We start from the raw sequence: 17,622 nt of genomic DNA, 5'->3' as shown, positions 1-17,622 counted from the left end.
GGCGCGCCACAAGATCGCACCATGCCTGCCGAATTCACCGCCACTGCCTTCCTCAACGGATTCCTCATGAGCCTGGTGCTCATCGTCGCGATCGGCGCCCAGAACGCCTATGTGCTGCGCCAGGGATTGCGGCGCGAGCATGTGGGCACGGTCGTGCTGTTCTGCGCGGCCGGCGATGCGGTGCTGATCGGTGCGGGTGTCGCCGGCATGGCGCACGCATTGCAAGGACGGCCGATGCTGGCCACCGCGCTCGCGGGGCTCGGCGCGGCGTTCCTGTGTGCGTACGGCTTGCGCGCGCTCTGGCGTTCGCGCCAGCCCGGCGCGTTGCAGGCGACGGCGCAGGGCGTGTCGCTCTCACGCGCGGCGGTGGTGGCGCAGGCGGCGGGTTTCACGCTGCTGAATCCGCATGTCTACCTGGACACCGTGCTGCTCGTGGGCAGTGCGGGCGCGCAGTACGCGGGCTTGCTCAAGGTCTGGTTCGTCATGGGCGCCGCGATGGCGAGCGCCCTGTGGTTCACCGCGCTCGGCTTCGGCGCGCGGCTGCTCGCGCCTGTGTTCGCGCGTCCGCGCGCCTGGCGGATGCTCGATGCACTGATCGGCGGCACCATGCTCGTGCTGGCCGCGATGCTGGCGCGTCGTGCGTTGACGGGCGTCTGACCGCCAGCCGCCGATGCCGCGGCGTTAAGCTCGCCGCATGCCCCAAAAGAAAGCCACCGCAGCCCCTCGTCCGCCCGCAGCCAAGCGCCCCGCGCGCCCTGTGCGACCCAACGAGGTCCGCATCATCGGCGGCCAATGGAAACGCACCCGCCTCGCGGTGGCCGACAAGCCCGACCTGCGCCCCACGCCCGACCGCGTGCGCGAGACGCTCTTCAACTGGCTCGCAAGCCTGGCCGGCGCGGGTGGCGGCGAACTGCCGGGCTGGCATTGCGTCGATGCCTTCGCAGGCACCGGCGCACTGGGCCTGGAGGCCGCATCGCGCGGCGCGGCGAATGTGTTGCTGTGCGAGCAGGACGCCGGGCTGATCGCGCAACTGCAGGCCGCCAAGACCAAGCTGTCGGCCGAGGCCGTGCGCATTGACCGCGGTAACGGCGTCACGGCGCTCGAGCGCACGACGGCGGGCAGCCTGCACGCCGTCTTCCTCGACCCGCCCTTCGAAAGCGTTGCGCTCTATGAACCGGCCTTGCGCGCCGCGGCCCGCACGCTGCGCCCCGGCGGCGTCGTTTATCTCGAAGCCCCGCGCCAATGGAACGACGAGGAACTGGCAGCCTTCGGCCTCGCAAGCTTTCGTTACCTGAAAGCCGGCGCCGTGCATGCCCACCTGTTGCGTCTGGCCTCGGAGGCAACTGCATAATCCGCCGAACAAGCCGCACCGGCAGCATGAGGAAGAAGCAACCATGGCCAGCAACGTCATCGCGGTTTACCCCGGCACATTCGACCCCATCACCCTCGGTCACGAGGATGTGGTGCGTCGCGCAACCCAACTCTTCTCCAAGGTGATCGTCGCCGTCGCAGCGGGCCACCACAAGAAGGCGCTGTTCAACCTGCAAGAGCGCATGGACATGGCGCGCGAGGCCGTCAAGCCCTACAGCGACCAGGTCACCGTCGAGAGCTTTTCGGGGCTCCTGCGCGACTTCGTGGTGGCGCGCGGCGGCAAGGCCATGGTGCGCGGCCTGCGCGCCGTGACCGACTTCGACTACGAGTTCCAGCTCGCCGGCATGAACCGCTCGCTGATGCCCGATGTGGAGACCGTGTTCCTCACGCCCAGCGACAAGTACCAGTTCATCTCCAGCACCTTCGTGCGCGAGATTGCCATGCTCGGCGGCGAGGTCAACAAGTTCGTCTCGCCCAACGTCGAGCACATGCTGGCCGCCAAGGTCCGCAGCCTCGGCCGTGAATAAGCCGCGATGAGCGGCTTGCCGCCACCCCGCCTGCATCTGCTCGGGGATGCAGCGCTCCTGTGCGAGTTGCCGGCGCCGGCCACGCTGGTGCAGCAGCAGCGAATCTGGGCGCTGGCCGCCGAGGCCCGCGAATGGTCCGGTGTCGGCGAAGTGCTGCCGGGCATGAACAACCTCACGCTGACCTTCGACCCGACCGCGATCGAGCTCGATGCGCTCACCGCGCAGGTGCTCGAAGCCTGGCCGAAGCTTTCTGCCAAGGCCGTCGAAGGCCGGTTGGTCGAGATTCCCGTTGCCTATGGCGGCGAGCACGGCCCCGATCTCGGCGACGTCGCGGCCCACACCGGCTTCACGCCGGCGGAAGTCGTGCGGCGCCACAGCGCGGGCGAGTACGTGGTCTACCTGCTTGGCTTCTTGCCCGGCTTCGCTTTCATGGGCGGCCTTGCCCCTGAACTCGCCACGCCCCGCCGCGCGGAGCCGCGCACCGCGGTGCCCGCGCGTTCGGTCGGCATCGGCGGCGAGCAGACCGGCATCTACCCGCTGGTGTCGCCGGGCGGCTGGCAGCTCATCGGCCGCACCTCGCTCGAGATGTTCGACCCGGCCGCCGAGTCGCCCACCCTGCTGCGCCCGGGCGACCGCGTGCGCTTCGTCGTCGAGAGCGTAGAGACATGATCGTCGTCCAGAAACCCGGCCTGCTGGCCTCGGTGCAAGACCTCGGGCGGCACGGCCATCGCCAACTGGGCATCTGCCCCGGCGGCGCGCTCGACGTGCTGGCGCTCACGCTCGCGAACCGGCTGGTCGGCAATGTGGACGGCGCCGCGGGGCTCGAACTCACGATGGGCGGCTGCGAAGTGCGCTTCGAGACCGACACGCGCATCGCGCTGGCCGGCGACGACTTCGGCGCGCAACTCGACGGCGTGCCGCTCTGGCCCTGCTGGAGCGTGCCGGTGGCCGCGGGCCAGGTGCTCAAGCTCTCGGGTGCCAATGCAGCCGGCGCGAAGAAGGCGGGGCTGCGCAGCTGGCTCGCCGTCGCGGGCGGCATCGATGTGGCGCCTGTGCTCGGCTCGCGCAGCACCGACCTCAAGGCCGGCTTCGGCGGCCACGAAGGCCGAGCCCTCCGCAAGGGCGACAAGCTGCCGCTGGGTCCGTCGCGCCTTAATGCTGCACAGCGCGCGCGCAAGCTCTTCGGCCTGCGGGGGCCCGACTGGGGCCCCGAAGAAGCCGATGGCGCCATCGCCCTGCGCGTGCTGCCCGGCCCTGAGTTCGAGCTGTTCACGCTTGCAGCACGCGATGTGCTCTGGGGTGAGCGCTGGCGCATCACCTCGCAGAGCAATCGCATGGGCAGCCGGCTCGCCGGCACCGAACTCAAGCGCAAGCGCGCGGGCGACATGCTTTCGTCGGGCGTGATCCCCGGCACGATCCAGGTGCCGCCCTCGGGCCAGCCGATCATCCTCATGGGCGATGCGCAGACGACGGGCGGCTATCCCCGCATCGGCGTGGTGATCCGCGCCGACCTCTGGAAGCTCGCACAGGCGCCGCTCAACGGCAAGCTGCGCTTGGTGCAGGTCGACATGGCGCAATCGCTCGCCGCCTGGGCCGGCCAGCAGCGCTACCTCGCGCAGGTGGCACAAGGGCTTGCCGTGGCAGGCTGGCCGGGCACGGCATAGACTGTGCGAGCACCCGCCAGCGGGCCGCGCCGGTGCCGGCCCGCTGAAGAAGAAGGAACCTTCCCCATGCACATCGACCTCAATGCCGACCTCGGCGAAGGCGCTGGCAGCGACGAAGCGCTGCTGGGCCTCGTGAGCTCCGCCAACATCGCCTGCGGCTGGCACGCGGGCGACGCCAAGACCATGCGCCAGTGCGTGCGCTGGGCCATCGAACATGGCGTGGCCATCGGCGCGCATCCGAGCTTTCCGGACCGCGAGAACTTCGGCCGCAGCACCATGCATCTGCCGCCCGACGAGATCGTCTCCAACGTGCTCTACCAAGTCGGCGCGCTCGCCGCGATCGTCAAGGCTGAGGGCGGCCAGCTCGCGCATGTGAAGGCGCACGGCCAGCTCTATAACCAGGCGGTGAAGGAGCCCGAGCTCGCCGATGCGCTCTGCGAGGCGGTGCGCCGCTTCGACCCCACGCTCAAGTTTTTCGGCCTCGCCGGCAGCAACATGATCGACGCCGCGCGTCGCGCCGGCCTCACGCCTGTCGAGGAAGTGTTCGCCGACCGCGGCTACATGCCAGACGGCAGCCTCGTGCCGCGCAGCCAGCCCGGCGCGCTGATCGAGAGCGAGGAGCAGTCGATCGCGCAGACCCTCGCGTTCGTGCGCGACCACCAGGTGACCGCCATCGACGGCAGCACCGTGGCGGTCAATGCACAGACCGTGTGCCTGCACGGCGATGGCGCGCACGCGCTGGCCTTCGCGCGGCGCATCCGCGAGCGACTGCAGGCCGAGGGCATCGCGGTTCGCGCGATGGCCTGAACGGTGTGCACGGCATGAGCAAGACCGAAGCGAAACGCACGAGCGTCCTGCTGACCGGCTTCGACCCGTTCGACCGCGAAGCGATCAACCCGTCGTGGGAGGCCGTGCGCGCACTCGACGGCGCGAAGATCGGCCGCGCCACGGTGCATGCCCGCCAGATGCCGTGCGTCTTCGGTGATGCCCTTGAAGCGCTGGCGAATGCCATGGACGAATTGAAGCCGCAACTGGTGCTCTGCGTAGGCCAAGCCGGCGGACGCTCCGAAATCACGCCCGAGCGCATCGCGATCAACATCGACGACGGGCGCATCGCCGACAACGCGGGTCACCAGCCCATCGATCTGCCGGTGGTGCCGGGCGCGCCGGCTGCGTATTTCTCGACGCTGCCGATCAAGGCCATCGTGCGCGACCTGCGCGCGGCCGGCATTCCGTCGTCGGTGTCGAACAGCGCGGGCACCTTCGTCTGCAACCACATCTTCTACGGGCTGATGCACCGCATCGCGACGCATCCGGTATCCGGTTTGCCGGGCGTGCGCGGTGGCTTCATCCACATTCCGTACCTGCCCGAGCAGGCGGCGCGCTTTCCGGGTGCGCCCAGCATGTCGCTCGCCACGATGACCGAGGCGCTGCGCATCGCGGTCGCCACCGCGCTCGCGGTGAAGCAGGACGTGGCCGAGACCGGCGGCCAACTGCACTGAGCCTCCTCAGGCCGACGGGAAGGTCTTCGCGAGCCAGGCGTTCAACGCCGCATTGACGAAGTCAGGCTTCTCCATCGTCAGCATGTGGCCGCACTGCGGCACCCACACCACCTCGGCCTGCGGCAGCAGCGCCGCCATTTCACGGGTGTGCTCGGGCGGCGCGAGCTTGTCGTCGTCTCCGCACATCAGCAGCACCGGAGCGCGCAGCGAGGCCAGGTGCAGGCGTGCATCGGGGCGCCGCATCACTGCGCGGTTCTGGGTGATGAGCTGGGCCGTGCCGGCATCCAGCACGATGTCGAGATAACGCTGCACCAGCACCGGGTCATTTGCTTGCGTCGGGTGGAAGGCGAAATAGACATTTGCCTCGATTACGTCGCGCGCCTCGCCGCGTTCGAAGAGTTCGATGGCGCCTTCGCGCAGCGTGAACATCTCGGGCGTCTCGGGCCGCGCGCTCGTGCCGAGCAGCGCGAGCCCGGCGATGCGTTCGGGCGCCTGGCGGGCCGCTTCCATCGCGACCATGCCGCCCATCGAGGCACCACAGAGCACCAGCGGCCCCGCGTGCTCGCGCAGCACGGCGGCGGCCATGGCTTCGATGGTGTCGTTGCGTGTCTGGACGTTGCTCACGCGGGCATCGAAGGCGGGGGAAAGGGCAGGCCGCTGGGCCTCCCAGAGGCGCTCGTCGCAGGCGAGGCCGGGCAGTAGAACGAGGTGGGGCATGGAAGGATTCTGCGCGATCGCGGCAAGCGGCGTAACGGCATAGGTCACGGCATAGGACATGGCATAGGCTTCATGGCCAGCAGCCATTGCGGGTCTTGATCGACATACTTTGCGGCGCTGCGTGACGCACCCCGCGCGCGCATTCGCGCTTCAAGTCGAGGACAACAAATGAACCTGGTTCAACGCGTGCAGGACATCCTGCTCAAGCCCAAGGCCACCTGGCCCGTGATCGATGCGGAGCCGGCCGATGCCGCTTCGCTCTACAAGAACTACGTGATGATCCTCGCGCTGATCCCGGCGGTGGCGAGCTTCATCGGCCTCTCGGTGATCGGTCTCGGCATGTTCGGCGTCAACTTCCGCGTGCCGATCGTCGCGGGGCTCGCCAACATGGTCGTGGGCTACGTGCTGTCGCTGGTGATGGTGTTCGTGCTCGCGCTCATCATCGATGCGATGGCACCGACCTTCGAAGGCACCAAGAGCCAGATCAGCGCGCTCAAGCTGTCGGCCTATGCAAGCACGGCCGGCTTCATCGGCGGCATCTTCAGCCTGCTGCCTTCGCTGTCGGTGCTGGGCGCGGTGGCGGCGCTCTACGGCATCTACCTGATCTACCTCGGCCTGCCGGTGCTGATGAAGTGCCCGCCCGACAAGGCCATCGCGTACACCGCGGTGGTGGTGATCTGCGCCATCGTCGGCGGCTTCGTCATCGCGTGGGTGCTGGCCTTGCTCACGCCGTCGCCCGCGCGCGTCGGCATGGGCACGGGCATGGGTTTGGTGGGCGAGGCGGTGGCGGCCGTGCAACAGCTCGCCACCGCAAAGGCCTGAGCGTCACGCGCCCGGTGGAAAATGGGCGGCAATGCCAACGCCCAAACCCGACACCACCACCGACATCATCCTGATCCGTCACGGCGAAACCGCCTGGAACCGCGAGCTGCGCTTCCAGGGGCATGCGGATGTGCCGCTCAACGACATCGGCCATGAACAGGCCAGGCGCATCGGCCTGAGGCTTGCGGGCGAGACGGCGCAGCACCTGATCAGCAGCGACCTGATGCGCGCCCAGCAGACGGCGGCCCCGGCGGCGCTGCAGCTGTCGCTGCCGGTGGTCACTTCGGCGGGATTGCGGGAGCAGTACTTCGGCATCGTCGAGGGCATGCGCTCCGACGAGATCCAGAGCCTGCACCCGCGCGCGTGGGAAGAGTGGCTGGAGTTCCGCGAGGACCACGCGATGCCCGAGGGCGAGACGGCGCGCGAGTTCCATGCGCGCATCGTCGCGGCGCTCGGCACCATCGCCACCGCCCACAAGGGGCAGCACCTGGTCGTCGTCACCCACGGCGGCGTGCTCGACATGGTGTGGCGCACCGCCAAGGGGCTGAGCCTCAGCGGGCCGCGCCGGAGCGACATTCCCAATGCGGGCTTCAACCGCATCCGCATCGCGGACCCGGCCGCGCCAGATGCAATCGAGATCGTCGAGTGGGCCGACACGCGCCATCTCGCCGACCTGCCGCCGCAGCCGACCTACGACCAGACGCGGCACCTGAAGAACAAGGACTGAGCGCCCGCGCGCTCAGGCAACTCCTGCGGCGAGTTGTCCTAAGCCGAGGCGCACATAGACGGCCCCCGCCTGCCGCCGCAGCCGCAGTGATTCGGGTTGGCCGTTGAGCTGCTGCTGCAGGATGCCTTGCGCCGCAGCGAGCGTCGATTCGCTGCCCGTGCGCACCAGCGCATCGAGGTACACCTGCTCGAAGAGGTCGCGCTGTGCGTGGCTGCCGCCGATCTCGATCATGCGTGGTAGCGCGACGCCGAGTCCTTCGATGGCGCCTGAGAAATCGCCACGCGCATGGGCCACGAGCCCGTGCGCGGCCGGCACGCACACGCGTTGCCATGCGGCGCGCGTCGAAGGCGGCGCGTCGGGCGCGAAGGCCTCGATGTTGTGCAGCAGCGCATCGGCCTCGGGGCGTCCAGCGCGTGCGAGTCCGTAGAGGTATTGCAGGTCGAGAAAAGGCAGCACATGGTCAGCCTGCCGCTGCAGCAGGTAGCCGGCCACGTCGTTCCAGCGTGCACCTACGTCGATGCCCGCGAGTTCGAGGCGCGCGAGCAGCGACACCGCGCCGATCTGGTCCTGCGAGTAGTCCTTGACTACGCCCCAGGCATGCTCGTCGTACACCGCGAGCGCTTCGGCGTCGCGGCCCAGGTCGATGAGGAACAGCGCCACGTGCCACCAGTTGTGCGTGACCATGAAGGAATTGAGCCCGATCCAGGTATCGCACACGCTTTCCATGAACGCGAGCCCTTCGGCGAGCCGGCCTTCGGTGAGCATCACATGCGCGAGCGCGTGGTGCGCCCACGGCTCCTTGCGGCACATGGCGATGGCCAGGCGTGCGCTGGCCTCGGCCTCGCGCATCAGGTGGCATTGCTCGTAGCCGAAAGCCGCCATGCCGTGCACATAAGGCACGTCGGCTGCGAAAGGCAGCACCGCGAGCGCGAGCCGCAGCATGCCGGGGCAGTCGCCGGTGTTGAAACAGTGGTACTGGCCCAGCTTGACCGACACGAGGTCGCGCGGATGTTCGTGCGCCTGCTCCGCGTGCAGTGCGATGGCGCGGGCGATGTCGCCATCGGCCCACGCCTCGACGGCCGCGATGTAGCGCTGCTCGCGCGGCGTGGCGCGCGCGGCGCCGGCCCCGGCCTTCGCGAGATATGGCCTCGCATTCGCCACGGCATCGCGCGATTCGGCAAAGAGGTGCAGCGTTGCGCAGTACGCCTGCACGATAGGGCTCGCATCGGTGTCGGCCAGCGCGATGAGGTTGACGGCGCGCGACTCGGTCGAGATGAAACCCATGATGAAGTCGTCGACCAGTGCGAGGCTGGCGGGGTCATGGAGGGTGAGCGGATTGCCGAGGCTGTCGGCGGCATGCGGGTTTCCGGAGGGCATGGCGGCATGGTGCCACGCCCCCGCGGATGGTTCAAACCCCGGCCTGCTGGTGGCGGTACTCCTGGGTCTTTCCGCCGTAGCCGTAGGCCGCGCCGCGCGCATCGATCACGTGGATGTACGAGACCTCGTGCAGGTCCGGCCGGATCTTCGCCATGGCCGCATGCACCTCGCGCAGGTAGCGCGCCTTTTCGGCCTTGGTGTTGGTCTCGTCGGTGACGCTGATGTCCAGGTGAAAGGCCGACTTGCCGAGCGACGCCAGCGTCTGGCCGCCGATGAACCAGGTGTCGGTGGCGATGTACTGCACCGTGATGGCAATCACCGGCAGTTGCTTGCCGAGCACGCTTTGCGTGAGCTCGGCGACGGCGTCGACGGTCTTGCGGGTGAGGGCGGCGTCGGGTTCGCCGGAGAGGTGGACAACGATGTGGGGCATGGTGGACTCCTGTGGAATGAATGATCGATGGGGTGATTGTGGGATTCCGATGGTCATCGGAAAAGCAGGAAGATATGATGGAATCCATCGGATAAACGGATGGATAAGGCCATGCAGTCCTTCGACCTCGAACAACTTCGCACCCTCGCGGCGGTGATCGACGCGGGCAGCCTCACGGCCGCCGCACCCCGCGTGTTCCTCTCGCAGTCGTCCGTGAGCGAGCAGATGCGCAAGCTCGAGGAGCGGGCGGGGCAGTCGCTGCTCACACGCAGCAAGGCCGGGGTCGCGCCCACCGAGGCGGGCACGCGGCTCTTGGCGTACGCGCGGCGCATCCTCGCGCTCAGCGACGAGGCGTTCCGCGACCTGCACGGCGAAACGCTGCAGGGCGAGCTGCGATTGGCGGTGACCGACTACTTCCGTCCCGGCGATCTCACGCAGTTGCTCGGCCGCCTGGGCGAAAGCTATCCGCAGGTGCGGCTGAACGTGAGCATCCTGAAGAGCGATGCGCTGCGGGCCGCCTATGCACACGGCGACTTCGATGTGGGCTTGGCGATGGACATCGCGGGTGCGTCGTCGTCATCAGCTTCAGCGCAGGCCGCGAAGGGTTCCCTGATCCGCCGCGAATCGCTCGCATGGCTGGGCGCCACCGGCCTGCGGGTGACGCGAGGCGAACCGGTGCGGCTGCTGGCGCTGCCGGACACCTGCTCGCTGCACCAGTTCACCGTGGCGCTGCTCCGGCGGCGGCGCGTGCCGTATGTGCTCGCGCATGTGGCGTCCGGCGTGGCCGGGCTGCAGTCGGCGCTGGCCGCGGGGCTGGGCGTCGCGTGCCTGAACGAATCGGCGGTGTGCGAGGGCGTGACCCGGTTGGCGCCGCCTCACGGCCTGCCCGCCTTGCCCAAGGTCGCGTTCCAACTCCTGCCCGGGCGCCGGGGCGAGACCGCGTTCGTGACCCGCGCCCGCGAGATGCTGGCCACCCATCTGGTGTGAAGCCAGAGCCAAACGGAGGTGGCGCGGGATTTGCGTCGCTCCCGCCATGGACGCGCCACAACCCACCAACTTGCCGGATCTGCTGCGCCATTCCCGTTTCGATGACGCGCAAGCGATCTTTTCGGGCACCTTGTTCGTCGCGATCGCGATGATGCTGTTCGGCCAGGCGGGCCTGCTCACGGGCGGCACCGCGGGCGTCGCCTTCTTGCTGCACTACGCCACCGGTGTGAGCTTCGGCAAGCTGTTCTTCCTGGTGAACCTGCCGTTCTACTGGTTCGCCTGGCGCCACATGGGCCGCGCCTTCACCCTCAAGACCTTCTCGGCGATCGTGCTGCTCTCGGTGATGACCGACTGGGCGCCGCGCTATCTGTCGATCGATTCGCTGCACCCGGCGTTTGCCGCGGTGCTCGGCGGCCTGCTGCTGGGCACGGGCTGCCTGTTCCTCGCACGCCATCGCGCCAGCCTCGGCGGCGCGACGGTGCTCACGCTGTACCTGCAGGAAAAGCGCGGCTGGCCGGCCGGCAAGGTGCAGATCGGCATCGACTGCACGGTGGTGCTGCTCGCTCTCTTCGTGATTCCGCCGCAGCGCGTGGGATGGTCGGTGCTGGCTGCGGTCGTGATGGGGCTCTTCTTGTGGATCAACCACAAGCCGGGGCGCTACGCGGCGACTTGAGTTCGGGGGAGCGTGCGCAGGCCACCGGGTACTCCCCTCCGCGAATGTCCCCCGCCTTCGGCTCCTCCTTTATTTCGCTGCGTGGAGCACCCGATGCCCTGCGCACTTGGGCACGCTGCGGGTGTTTCGCTGATCAACGACTGCTCTGAAAGCGAGCACGCCGATGGGGTGCCTTGCGCAGCGAAATAAAGGAGGAGCGAAGCGGGGGACATTCGCGGAGCAAGGTACCCCGTCGGCGTGCTCGCCGCCCTGAACAGGGGTGTCAGTTCCCAGGCACCACAGGCCAAGGCCGCTGCGCCTCGCGAATCTGCTCGAACGCGCGCGACACGCGCAGCACGCCGAGATCATCGAACCGGTGCCCCGCGATCTGCAGCCCGATCGGCAATCCGCTCGCCGCATACCCGCAGTTCACCGACGACGCCGGCTGCTCGGACATGTTGAACGGCACCGTGAAGCCGATGTGCTCCAGCGGACGCAGCGGATCGTTGGTCGGCGAAGGCGCCTCGGCCGCCGCAGGCATGTTCGGCGACACGGGCGAGATCACGTAGTCGAAGCGCGCGCAGGCCTGCACCGCCGCCACGCGCGTCGCATGGAACTGGCTGAAGCTGCGAAACACATGCTCGCCGCTGAACTCGGCCGCGCTCTCGGCCCATTCGCGGATGTAGGGCAGCACCTTGGCGCGCTGGTCGGCGCGCAGGGCCTTCATGTCCACCAGCGAGCGCATGCGCCACAGGTGGTCCATGCCGTCGAGCATGGCCTGCGACATGAAGGGCTGCATCGGCTCGACGACCGCACCGGCCTTCTCGAACAGGCGCGCGGCGTGTTCGACCGCCGTCTGGATCTCGGGCTCGACCGCGAGGCCGCAGCCCGCGTCGAGCAGCAGCCCGATGCGCAGGCCCCGCAGATGGTCGGGCGACACGTCGAAGGCGGCCCAGTCGATGTCCTGCGCCGGCAGGCTCATGCTGTCGCGCGCGTCGGGCCTGGAGAGCGCCTGCATCATCAGCGCGGCATCGCCGACGGTGCGGGTCATCGGTCCCGCGGCACGGCCCATGTAGGGCGGGTCGATCGGAATGCGGCCCAGGCTCGGCTTGAGCGTGAAGATGCCGCACCAACTCGCGGGCAGGCGCAGCGACCCACCGATGTCGGTGCCCAGATGCAGCGGGCCGTAACCGGCCGCAGTGGCGGCTCCAGCACCGGCGCTGGAGCCGCCGGGCGTCTTGCCGAGGTCCCACGGGTTGCGCGCCAGCTTGTGGAAGCTCGAGAGGCCCGAGGACAACATGCCGTAGTCCGGCATGGTCGTCTTGCTCACGATCACCGCGCCGGCTTCCTTCAGGCGCGCGGCCGGCGGTGCGTCGGAAGTGGCGGGCTTCAGGTCGACGGCAGCCGTGCCGGCGGGCATCGGGTCGCCGCGCGTGGCGATGTTTTCCTTGATGGTGGCTGGCACGCCGTCGAGCGGACCGAGCGCGTCGCCGCGCTGCCAGCGCGCTTCCGACGCGCGCGCCTGTTCGAGCGCGGCCTCGGGGCGAAAGAGCCAGGTGGCCTGCAGATGCGGCTCCCAGCGCTCGATGTGCGCGATCACGGCCTGCGTCACCTCGACCGGCGACAGGCGCTTGTCGCGGTAGGCGGCCGAGAGTTCCTGCGCGGAGAGTTCGTTCAAAGGAGCGGAGGAAGACACGTCTTTCTTAGCCCCAGGAAAGCGCCGACAGGTCGTTCACGAAGATCGGATTTTCTTTCCAAAGACCCTTCACGTTCTTCTTGGCGATGGTCGGGAACTGCGGCTGGTACAGGAAGCCGTTGGCCGCATCGGCAGCCAGCATCTTCTGCGCGTCGCCCAGGAGCTTGTTGCGCTCGGCGGCGTTGGGGGTGGACTTGATCTTGTCGAACAGCGTGTTGAAGGCCTTCGACTGGTAGCCCCAGTAGTAGTCCGACTTGGCGTAGTTGCCCAGGTCGAAGGGCTCGACGTGCGAAATGATCGACAGGTCGTAGTCCTTGTTGCCGTAGGTGCCGCTGAGCCACTGCGCCCACTCGACGTTCTGCACCTTCACCACGATGCCGATCTTGGCGAGCTGGGCCACGATCACCTCGCCGCCCTGGCGCGCATAGGGCGGCGGCGGCAGCGTCATCTTGAGTTCGAGCGGCGTCTTCACGCCGGCCTCGGCGAGCAGCTTCTTGGCCTTCTCGATGTCGAAGGGATTGACGCCCGTGGTGTCGACGAAGCCTGCCGCGCCCGGCACGTAATGGCTGCCGATCGGCACGCCCAGGCCATCGGCCGCGCCTTCGATCACGGCCTTGCGGTCGATCGCCGCGAGGATGGCGCGGCGCACGCGCACGTCGTCCAGTGGCTTCTTCTGGTTGTTGATCGACAGGATGGTCTTGGCGCGCGAACCGGCCAGGATCACCTGGAACTGCGGGTTCATCTTGAACTGCGGCACCACGCGCGTGCCGATGCGGGTGAACACGTCGACGTCGCCCGCCATCAGCGCGGCCGCCTGCGCGGCGGTGTCGGCGATGAAGCGGAAGGTCACCTTGTTGATCTTGGCGGTGGCGGGGCTGCGGAAGCCCTCCCACTTGCTCAGCGTGAGCGACGAGCCCTTGGCCCACGCATCCAGCTTGTAGGGGCCGGTGCCCACGGGCTTGGTGGCGTTGGCGTCGGCGCTCTTGGGCTCGACGATCACGGCCGTGGCCTGGCCCAGCACGAAGGGCAGGTCGGGATCGATTTCCTTGTTGATGACCACCACGGTGTAGTCGTCCACCACCTGCGTCGCGAGGTTGGCGAAAGTGCGCTTGTCCTTGTTGGTGCTCTTCTCGCCACCGGCGCGGTCGAACGAGAACTTGACGGTGGCGGCGTTGAAAGGCTCGCCGTTCTGGAACTTCACGCCGCGCTTGAGCTTGAAGGTGTAGGTCTTGAGATCAGGCGAGATTTCCCAGCTCTCGGCGAGCAATGGCGTGACGCTGCCGTCGGCGTTGATCTTGGTGAGCGTCTCCAGGATGTTGTACTGCACGATCTCGGCGATCGCGGCGGCGGCGCCGGCGGTCGGATCGAGGCCCGGCGGTTCGAGCGCCATGCCGATCACGATGGCGTCCTTCCGCCCTTGGGCCATGCCGGCCAGCGGGGTGGCCAGCGCGACGGTGGCGCCAGCGGTGGTGAGGAGGGTGCGACGGTTCAACATAGGTGGGTATCTCCGGAAAACGGCCAGGGTCGAATGACTGCTTCGGCGCCGACCGTGCCCCGAAGGGAGGCGCGGCGCCACGAAAGACAAGGCACGCAGCACGAAAGATGCCACGTGCGCAGCGGATCATTCTCTCGCAGCAGGTGGCCCGGTGCCTTGCTCCCGGAGCGGTTTTTCCTCGGGACGTACCCGGATGCCGGGGCCTCGCGCAGGCCCTTCACCCAACCGTCTCGCTAGGCCCAGTACAGCGCGGCGATGTCGTTCACGAAGATCGGCGCATCCTTCCAGAGACCGCGCAGGTTGCGCCCCGCCACGGTGATGAACTGCGGCTGGAACAGGAACACGTTGGCCGCGTCCTCGGCCAGCACGCGCTGCGCATCGCCGAGGTAGCGCGCCCGGTCGGCTGCGCGCGGTGCATTGCGCGCCTTGTCGAATGCCTCGTTGAACTTCGCCGACTGGTAGCCCCAGTAGTACTCGGGCTTGGTGTAGTTCACGAGGTCGAAGGGCTCGACGTGCAGGATCAGCGAGAGGTCGTAGTTCTTGTTGCCGTAGGTGCCGCTCATCCACTGTGCCCACTCGACGTTCTGGATCTTCGCGACGATGCCCACCTTGGCCAGCTGCGCGGCGATGAGCTCGCCGCCCTGCCGCGCATAGGGCGGAGGCGGCAGCACGAGGTCGAGTTCGAGCGGCGTCTTCACGCCCGCCTCGGCCAGCAGTTGCTTCGCCTTCTCGACGTTGTAGGGGTTGATGCCCGTGGTGTCGATGTAGCCCGGCGCGCCCGGCACGTAGTGGCTGCCGATGGGAATGCCGCGCCCGTCCATCGCAGCCTCGATCACCGCCTTGCGGTCGATGGCCGCGGAGATGGCGCGGCGCACCCGCACGTCGTCCAGCGGCTTGCGCTTGTTGTTGATGGCCAGGATGGCTTTTCCGCGCGAGGCGTTGAACACCACCTGGAAGCGCTTGTCGTTCTGGAACTGCGGAAGGCTGCGCGACACCGAGGCATGCGGGAACAGGTCGACGTCGCCCGAGAGCAGCGCGGTGGTCTGCGCGGCCGGCTCGGAGATGAAGCGGAAGCTCACCTTTCGGATCTGCACGGCATCGGCGAGGCGCCAGCCGTCCCACTTGGCGAGCACGATGGCCGAGCCCTTGGCCCAGTTGTCGAGCCGATAGGGGCCGGTGCCGATGGGCTTGGTGGCGTTGGTTTCCACCGTCTTGGGCTCCACCACGATGGCTGAGGCTTGGCCGAGCAGGAACAGCAGGTCGGGCTCGATCTCCTTGTTGATCAGCACCACGGTGTGCTCGTCGAGCACCTGCGTCGCAATGTTGGCGAAGGTGCGCTTGTCCTTGTTGGTGCTGTTGGCCGCGGCCGCGCGATCGAACGAGAACTTCACGCTCTGCGCATTGAAGGGCTCGCCGTTCTGGAACTTCACGCCGCGCTTGAGCTTGAAGGTGTAGGTCTTGAGGTCGGGCGAGACTTCCCATCTCTCGGCGAGCAGCGGCGTGACGCTGCCGTCGGAGTTGATCTTGGTGAGCGTCTCGAAGACGTTGTAGAGCACCACTTCGGAAATCTCGGCGCCAGCCTTGGCGGTGGGGTCGAGGCCCGTGGGCTCGAGCGTGAGGCCGATCACCAGCGTATCTTTTTTCTTTTGCGCGAAAGCGGTGAGCGGCAACGCCAGTGATGTCGCGGCAGCGGCGCCGGTGGCGAGCAGGGTGCGTCGTTGGAGCATGAAGCGGTGTCCTCGAGAAGGGGCAAGCATCATCCGCGAGACGGGTGCCTCTGCGCAACCAGATGCTTATGACCCATTCATCCTACGAAGCGTCGGCGACGCTTCGGTGTCAGGCCGCAAGCAATGTGCCGCCGGTGGGCGTGCGCGGCACCGCATCGAGCAGCGTGCGGGTGTATGGATGCTGCGCGTTGCGGAACAGCTCGCCCGGCGGGCCCTGTTCGACGATCAGGCCCTTCCACACCACGCACACGTCGTCGCACAGGTGGTTGACCACCGCGAGGTCGTGGCTGATGAGCAGGTAGCTCACGCCGAACTGCTGCTGCAGGTCCTGCATGAGGTTGAGCACCTGGGCCTGCACCGACACGTCGAGCGCGCTCACGGGCTCGTCGGCAACGATGAGCTTGGGGCGGGTGATGAGCGCGCGTGCGATCGCGATGCGCTGGCGCTGGCCGCCCGAGAACTCGTGCGGGTACTTGTCCATGTCGGTGGTGCGCAGGCCGACGGCGGCGAGCGATTCGGCGGCACGTTCGCGTTGTTCCTTGCGCGATGCTTCTGCCAATGCTTCGAGCGGCTCGGCGACGATGCGCGCGACGGTCTGGCGCGGATCAAGAGAGCCATAGGGGTCCTGGAACACCATCTGGAAATCGCGTCGTGCGGTGCGCAGTTCGCTTCTGGGCAGCGCGTGCAGGTCGCGCCCGAGCAGCTTCACGCTGCCAGAGGTCGGCGTGTCGAGCGCCATCACGAGGCGCGCGATGGTCGACTTTCCCGAACCCGATTCACCGACGATGCCGACGCTGCGGCCCGCCTCGACCTTGAAGCTCACGCCGTTGAGTGCCTTGACGGTGGGAGGCGGTCCGAAGAGTTTTTCGCGCGGCAGGTCGTAGTGGCGCACGAGGTCAGTCACTTCCAGCAGCGGCGAGGCGAGAGCGGATTCACTCATGAGGCAACGGCGACCTTCGTCGCGATTTCTTCGAGCCGGATGCAGCGCACCGCATGGTCCTGCGGCAGCATCGTTGCCGGTGGACGCGTCGTCTGGCAGGCGTCGATCGTGTAGCTGCAGCGGCCCGCGAACGGGCAGCCCTTCGGCAGGTCGACCAACTCGGGCACGCTGCCGCGGATGGTGGCCAGACGCACGCCGCGCGGCGCACCGAGCGCGGGTCGTGCGGCGAAAAGGCCCTGCGTGTAAGGGTGCGCACGACGCGCGAACACGGCCTCGGTCGGACCGCTCTCGACCACGCTGCCGCCATACATCACCAGCATCTTCGAGACGGTCTGCGCGATCACGCCCAGGTCGTGCGAGATCAGGATCAGCGCCATGCCGCGCTCTTGCACCAGGCTCTGGATGAGTTCGAGGATCTGCTTCTGGATCGTGACGTCGAGCGCGGTGGTGGGCTCGTCGGCGATCAGCAGGTCGGGGCCGCAGGCGAGCGCCATCGCGATGCCGATGCGTTGCCGCTGCCCGCCCGAGAACTGGTGCGGATACGCATCGAGCCGAGAGGCCGCATCCGGAATGCCCACGCGCTCCAGCAGCGCCAGCACTTCCTTGCGCGCCTCGGCCTTCGAGAGGCCGCGGTGAAGCCTGAGCGGTTCGCCGACCTGGCGCACGATGGTGTGCACCGGGTTGAGCGCCGTCATCGGCTCCTGGAAGATCATGCCGATGCGGTTGCCGCGGATCTGGCACATGTCCTTCTCGTCGCGGCCGACGAGCTCGGTGTCGTCGAAGCGGATGCTGCCGGTGACCTTCGCGTTCGATGGCAAAAGGCCCATGAGCGACATCACGGTGATCGACTTGCCGCAGCCCGATTCGCCCACGATGCCCAGCGTTTCGCCGCGCTCCAGCGTGAAGTCGATGCCGCGCACGGCCTCGGCCGGGCCGCGCTGCGTCTGCAGTTCGATGTGCAGGTCCTTGACTTGGAGGAGGGGCATGT

19 protein-coding genes are annotated in these 17,622 nt (G+C 68.0%); 11 read left to right on the top strand and 8 right to left on the bottom strand.

What is annotated here, in order from left to right; translation table 11 throughout:
• Positions 1-21: 21 nt before the first annotated feature.
• From VARPA_RS25075 to pcp, 7 genes are all read left to right on the top strand, one after another.
• A complete protein-coding gene (locus VARPA_RS25075; protein ID WP_013543391.1) occupies positions 22-657 on the top strand; it encodes a LysE/ArgO family amino acid transporter in 636 nt (211 codons plus the stop codon).
• A gap of 37 nt (positions 658-694) precedes the next feature.
• On the top strand, positions 695-1,351 hold the full coding sequence (locus VARPA_RS25070) for an RsmD family RNA methyltransferase (protein WP_013543390.1): 657 nt from the start codon (positions 695-697) through the stop codon (positions 1,349-1,351).
• A 43-nt stretch (positions 1,352-1,394) separates the two neighbouring features.
• Complete coding sequence (coaD, locus tag VARPA_RS25065) at positions 1,395-1,898, top strand: pantetheine-phosphate adenylyltransferase (protein WP_013543389.1); 504 nt, start codon at positions 1,395-1,397, stop codon at positions 1,896-1,898.
• Positions 1,899-1,904: 6 nt separating this feature from the next.
• Positions 1,905-2,567, top strand: coding sequence for a 5-oxoprolinase subunit PxpB (pxpB, locus tag VARPA_RS25060; RefSeq protein ID WP_013543388.1), 663 nt, complete (start codon positions 1,905-1,907; stop codon positions 2,565-2,567).
• Positions 2,564-3,562 carry a biotin-dependent carboxyltransferase family protein gene (locus VARPA_RS25055; protein ID WP_013543387.1) on the top strand — a complete coding sequence of 333 codons (999 nt, stop codon included), beginning with the start codon at positions 2,564-2,566 and terminating at the stop codon, positions 3,560-3,562. Before pxpB ends, VARPA_RS25055 begins: the two co-directional genes overlap by 4 nt.
• Before the next feature lie 66 nt (positions 3,563-3,628).
• Complete coding sequence (pxpA, locus tag VARPA_RS25050) at positions 3,629-4,369, top strand: 5-oxoprolinase subunit PxpA (protein ID WP_013543386.1); 741 nt, start codon at positions 3,629-3,631, stop codon at positions 4,367-4,369.
• A 14-nt stretch (positions 4,370-4,383) separates the two neighbouring features.
• Positions 4,384-5,064: a pyroglutamyl-peptidase I gene (gene pcp / locus VARPA_RS25045; RefSeq protein ID WP_013543385.1), complete on the top strand. Its 681-nt coding sequence runs from the start codon at positions 4,384-4,386 to the stop codon at positions 5,062-5,064.
• Positions 5,065-5,070: 6 nt separating this feature from the next.
• Here pcp and VARPA_RS25040 read toward each other — a convergent pair whose 3' ends face one another.
• Entirely contained in the window at positions 5,071-5,781 is a 711-nt protein-coding gene (locus VARPA_RS25040; protein WP_200861443.1) for an alpha/beta fold hydrolase, read from the bottom strand.
• A gap of 168 nt (positions 5,782-5,949) precedes the next feature.
• Here VARPA_RS25040 and VARPA_RS25035 point away from each other — a divergent pair, with 168 nt between their 5' ends.
• Both VARPA_RS25035 and VARPA_RS25030 read left to right on the top strand, forming a co-directional pair.
• On the top strand, positions 5,950-6,603 hold the full coding sequence (locus VARPA_RS25035; RefSeq protein WP_013543383.1) for a Yip1 family protein: 654 nt from the start codon (positions 5,950-5,952) through the stop codon (positions 6,601-6,603).
• A gap of 31 nt (positions 6,604-6,634) precedes the next feature.
• Positions 6,635-7,330 (top strand): histidine phosphatase family protein, encoded by a 696-nt coding sequence (locus VARPA_RS25030; RefSeq protein WP_013543382.1) that lies wholly within the window; start codon positions 6,635-6,637, stop codon positions 7,328-7,330.
• Positions 7,331-7,342: 12 nt separating this feature from the next.
• Here VARPA_RS25030 and VARPA_RS25025 read toward each other — a convergent pair whose 3' ends face one another.
• Both VARPA_RS25025 and VARPA_RS25020 read right to left on the bottom strand, forming a co-directional pair.
• Positions 7,343-8,707 carry a tetratricopeptide repeat protein gene (locus VARPA_RS25025; protein WP_013543381.1) on the bottom strand — a complete coding sequence of 455 codons (1,365 nt, stop codon included), beginning with the start codon at positions 8,705-8,707 and terminating at the stop codon, positions 7,343-7,345.
• 31 nt (positions 8,708-8,738) lie between these two features.
• The gene (locus tag VARPA_RS25020; RefSeq protein ID WP_013543380.1) at positions 8,739-9,137 is read right to left on the bottom strand and encodes a tautomerase family protein; all 399 of its coding nucleotides are present in this window, start codon (positions 9,135-9,137) and stop codon (positions 8,739-8,741) included.
• A gap of 111 nt (positions 9,138-9,248) precedes the next feature.
• Here VARPA_RS25020 and VARPA_RS25015 point away from each other — a divergent pair, with 111 nt between their 5' ends.
• Entirely contained in the window at positions 9,249-10,124 is an 876-nt protein-coding gene (locus tag VARPA_RS25015) for a LysR family transcriptional regulator (protein WP_013543379.1), read from the top strand.
• A gap of 46 nt (positions 10,125-10,170) precedes the next feature.
• A complete protein-coding gene (locus VARPA_RS25010; RefSeq protein WP_013543378.1) occupies positions 10,171-10,797 on the top strand; it encodes a YitT family protein in 627 nt (208 codons plus the stop codon).
• Positions 10,798-11,059: 262 nt separating this feature from the next.
• On the opposite strand, the gene VARPA_RS25005 is transcribed toward VARPA_RS25010, so the two are convergent.
• From VARPA_RS25005 to VARPA_RS24985, 5 genes are all read right to left on the bottom strand, one after another.
• Positions 11,060-12,472 (bottom strand): amidase, encoded by a 1,413-nt coding sequence (locus VARPA_RS25005; protein ID WP_013543377.1) that lies wholly within the window; start codon positions 12,470-12,472, stop codon positions 11,060-11,062.
• Between the two features lie 7 nt (positions 12,473-12,479).
• Positions 12,480-13,967 (bottom strand): ABC transporter substrate-binding protein, encoded by a 1,488-nt coding sequence (locus VARPA_RS25000; protein ID WP_013543376.1) that lies wholly within the window; start codon positions 13,965-13,967, stop codon positions 12,480-12,482.
• 233 nt (positions 13,968-14,200) lie between these two features.
• Entirely contained in the window at positions 14,201-15,694 is a 1,494-nt protein-coding gene (locus tag VARPA_RS24995) for an ABC transporter substrate-binding protein (protein ID WP_013543375.1), read from the bottom strand.
• Between the two features lie 109 nt (positions 15,695-15,803).
• On the bottom strand, positions 15,804-16,634 hold the full coding sequence (locus VARPA_RS24990; RefSeq protein ID WP_013543374.1) for an ATP-binding cassette domain-containing protein: 831 nt from the start codon (positions 16,632-16,634) through the stop codon (positions 15,804-15,806).
• A complete protein-coding gene (locus VARPA_RS24985) occupies positions 16,631-17,620 on the bottom strand; it encodes an ABC transporter ATP-binding protein (RefSeq protein WP_013543373.1) in 990 nt (329 codons plus the stop codon). The genes VARPA_RS24990 and VARPA_RS24985 overlap by 4 nt, the downstream gene beginning before the upstream one ends.
• Positions 17,621-17,622 lie beyond the last annotated feature (2 nt).

This window comes from Variovorax paradoxus EPS (assembly GCF_000184745.1).
GTDB lineage: Bacteria > Pseudomonadota > Gammaproteobacteria > Burkholderiales > Burkholderiaceae_C > Variovorax > Variovorax paradoxus_C.
Note: the sequence above shows the minus strand (reverse complement) of the source record. Positions and strands in the feature narration are given on the sequence as shown.

Bases quoted from the DNA above. Each gene is read 5' to 3' on its own strand.
- VARPA_RS25035 (WP_013543383.1), top strand. From the start codon at position 5,950: ATGAACCTGGTTCAACGCGTGCAGGACATCCTGCTCAAGCCCAAGGCC.
- pxpA (WP_013543386.1), top strand. From the start codon at position 3,629: ATGCACATCGACCTCAATGCCGACCTCGGCGAAGGCGCTGGCAGCGAC.
- coaD (WP_013543389.1), top strand. From the start codon at position 1,395: ATGGCCAGCAACGTCATCGCGGTTTACCCCGGCACATTCGACCCCATC.
- VARPA_RS25000 (WP_013543376.1), bottom strand. From the start codon at position 13,967: ATGTTGAACCGTCGCACCCTCCTCACCACCGCTGGCGCCACCGTCGCG.
- VARPA_RS25070 (WP_013543390.1), top strand. From the start codon at position 695: ATGCCCCAAAAGAAAGCCACCGCAGCCCCTCGTCCGCCCGCAGCCAAG.
- VARPA_RS25025 (WP_013543381.1), bottom strand. From the start codon at position 8,707: ATGCCCTCCGGAAACCCGCATGCCGCCGACAGCCTCGGCAATCCGCTC.
- VARPA_RS25040 (WP_200861443.1), bottom strand. From the start codon at position 5,781: ATGCCCCACCTCGTTCTACTGCCCGGCCTCGCCTGCGACGAGCGCCTC.
- VARPA_RS24990 (WP_013543374.1), bottom strand. From the start codon at position 16,634: ATGAGTGAATCCGCTCTCGCCTCGCCGCTGCTGGAAGTGACTGACCTC.
- VARPA_RS25075 (WP_013543391.1), top strand. From the start codon at position 22: ATGCCTGCCGAATTCACCGCCACTGCCTTCCTCAACGGATTCCTCATG.
- VARPA_RS25020 (WP_013543380.1), bottom strand. From the start codon at position 9,137: ATGCCCCACATCGTTGTCCACCTCTCCGGCGAACCCGACGCCGCCCTC.
- VARPA_RS24985 (WP_013543373.1), bottom strand. From the start codon at position 17,620: ATGCCCCTCCTCCAAGTCAAGGACCTGCACATCGAACTGCAGACGCAG.
- pcp (WP_013543385.1), top strand. From the start codon at position 4,384: ATGAGCAAGACCGAAGCGAAACGCACGAGCGTCCTGCTGACCGGCTTC.
- VARPA_RS25055 (WP_013543387.1), top strand. From the start codon at position 2,564: ATGATCGTCGTCCAGAAACCCGGCCTGCTGGCCTCGGTGCAAGACCTC.
- VARPA_RS25030 (WP_013543382.1), top strand. From the start codon at position 6,635: ATGCCAACGCCCAAACCCGACACCACCACCGACATCATCCTGATCCGT.
- VARPA_RS24995 (WP_013543375.1), bottom strand. From the start codon at position 15,694: ATGCTCCAACGACGCACCCTGCTCGCCACCGGCGCCGCTGCCGCGACA.
- VARPA_RS25015 (WP_013543379.1), top strand. From the start codon at position 9,249: ATGCAGTCCTTCGACCTCGAACAACTTCGCACCCTCGCGGCGGTGATC.
- pxpB (WP_013543388.1), top strand. From the start codon at position 1,905: ATGAGCGGCTTGCCGCCACCCCGCCTGCATCTGCTCGGGGATGCAGCG.
- VARPA_RS25010 (WP_013543378.1), top strand. From the start codon at position 10,171: ATGGACGCGCCACAACCCACCAACTTGCCGGATCTGCTGCGCCATTCC.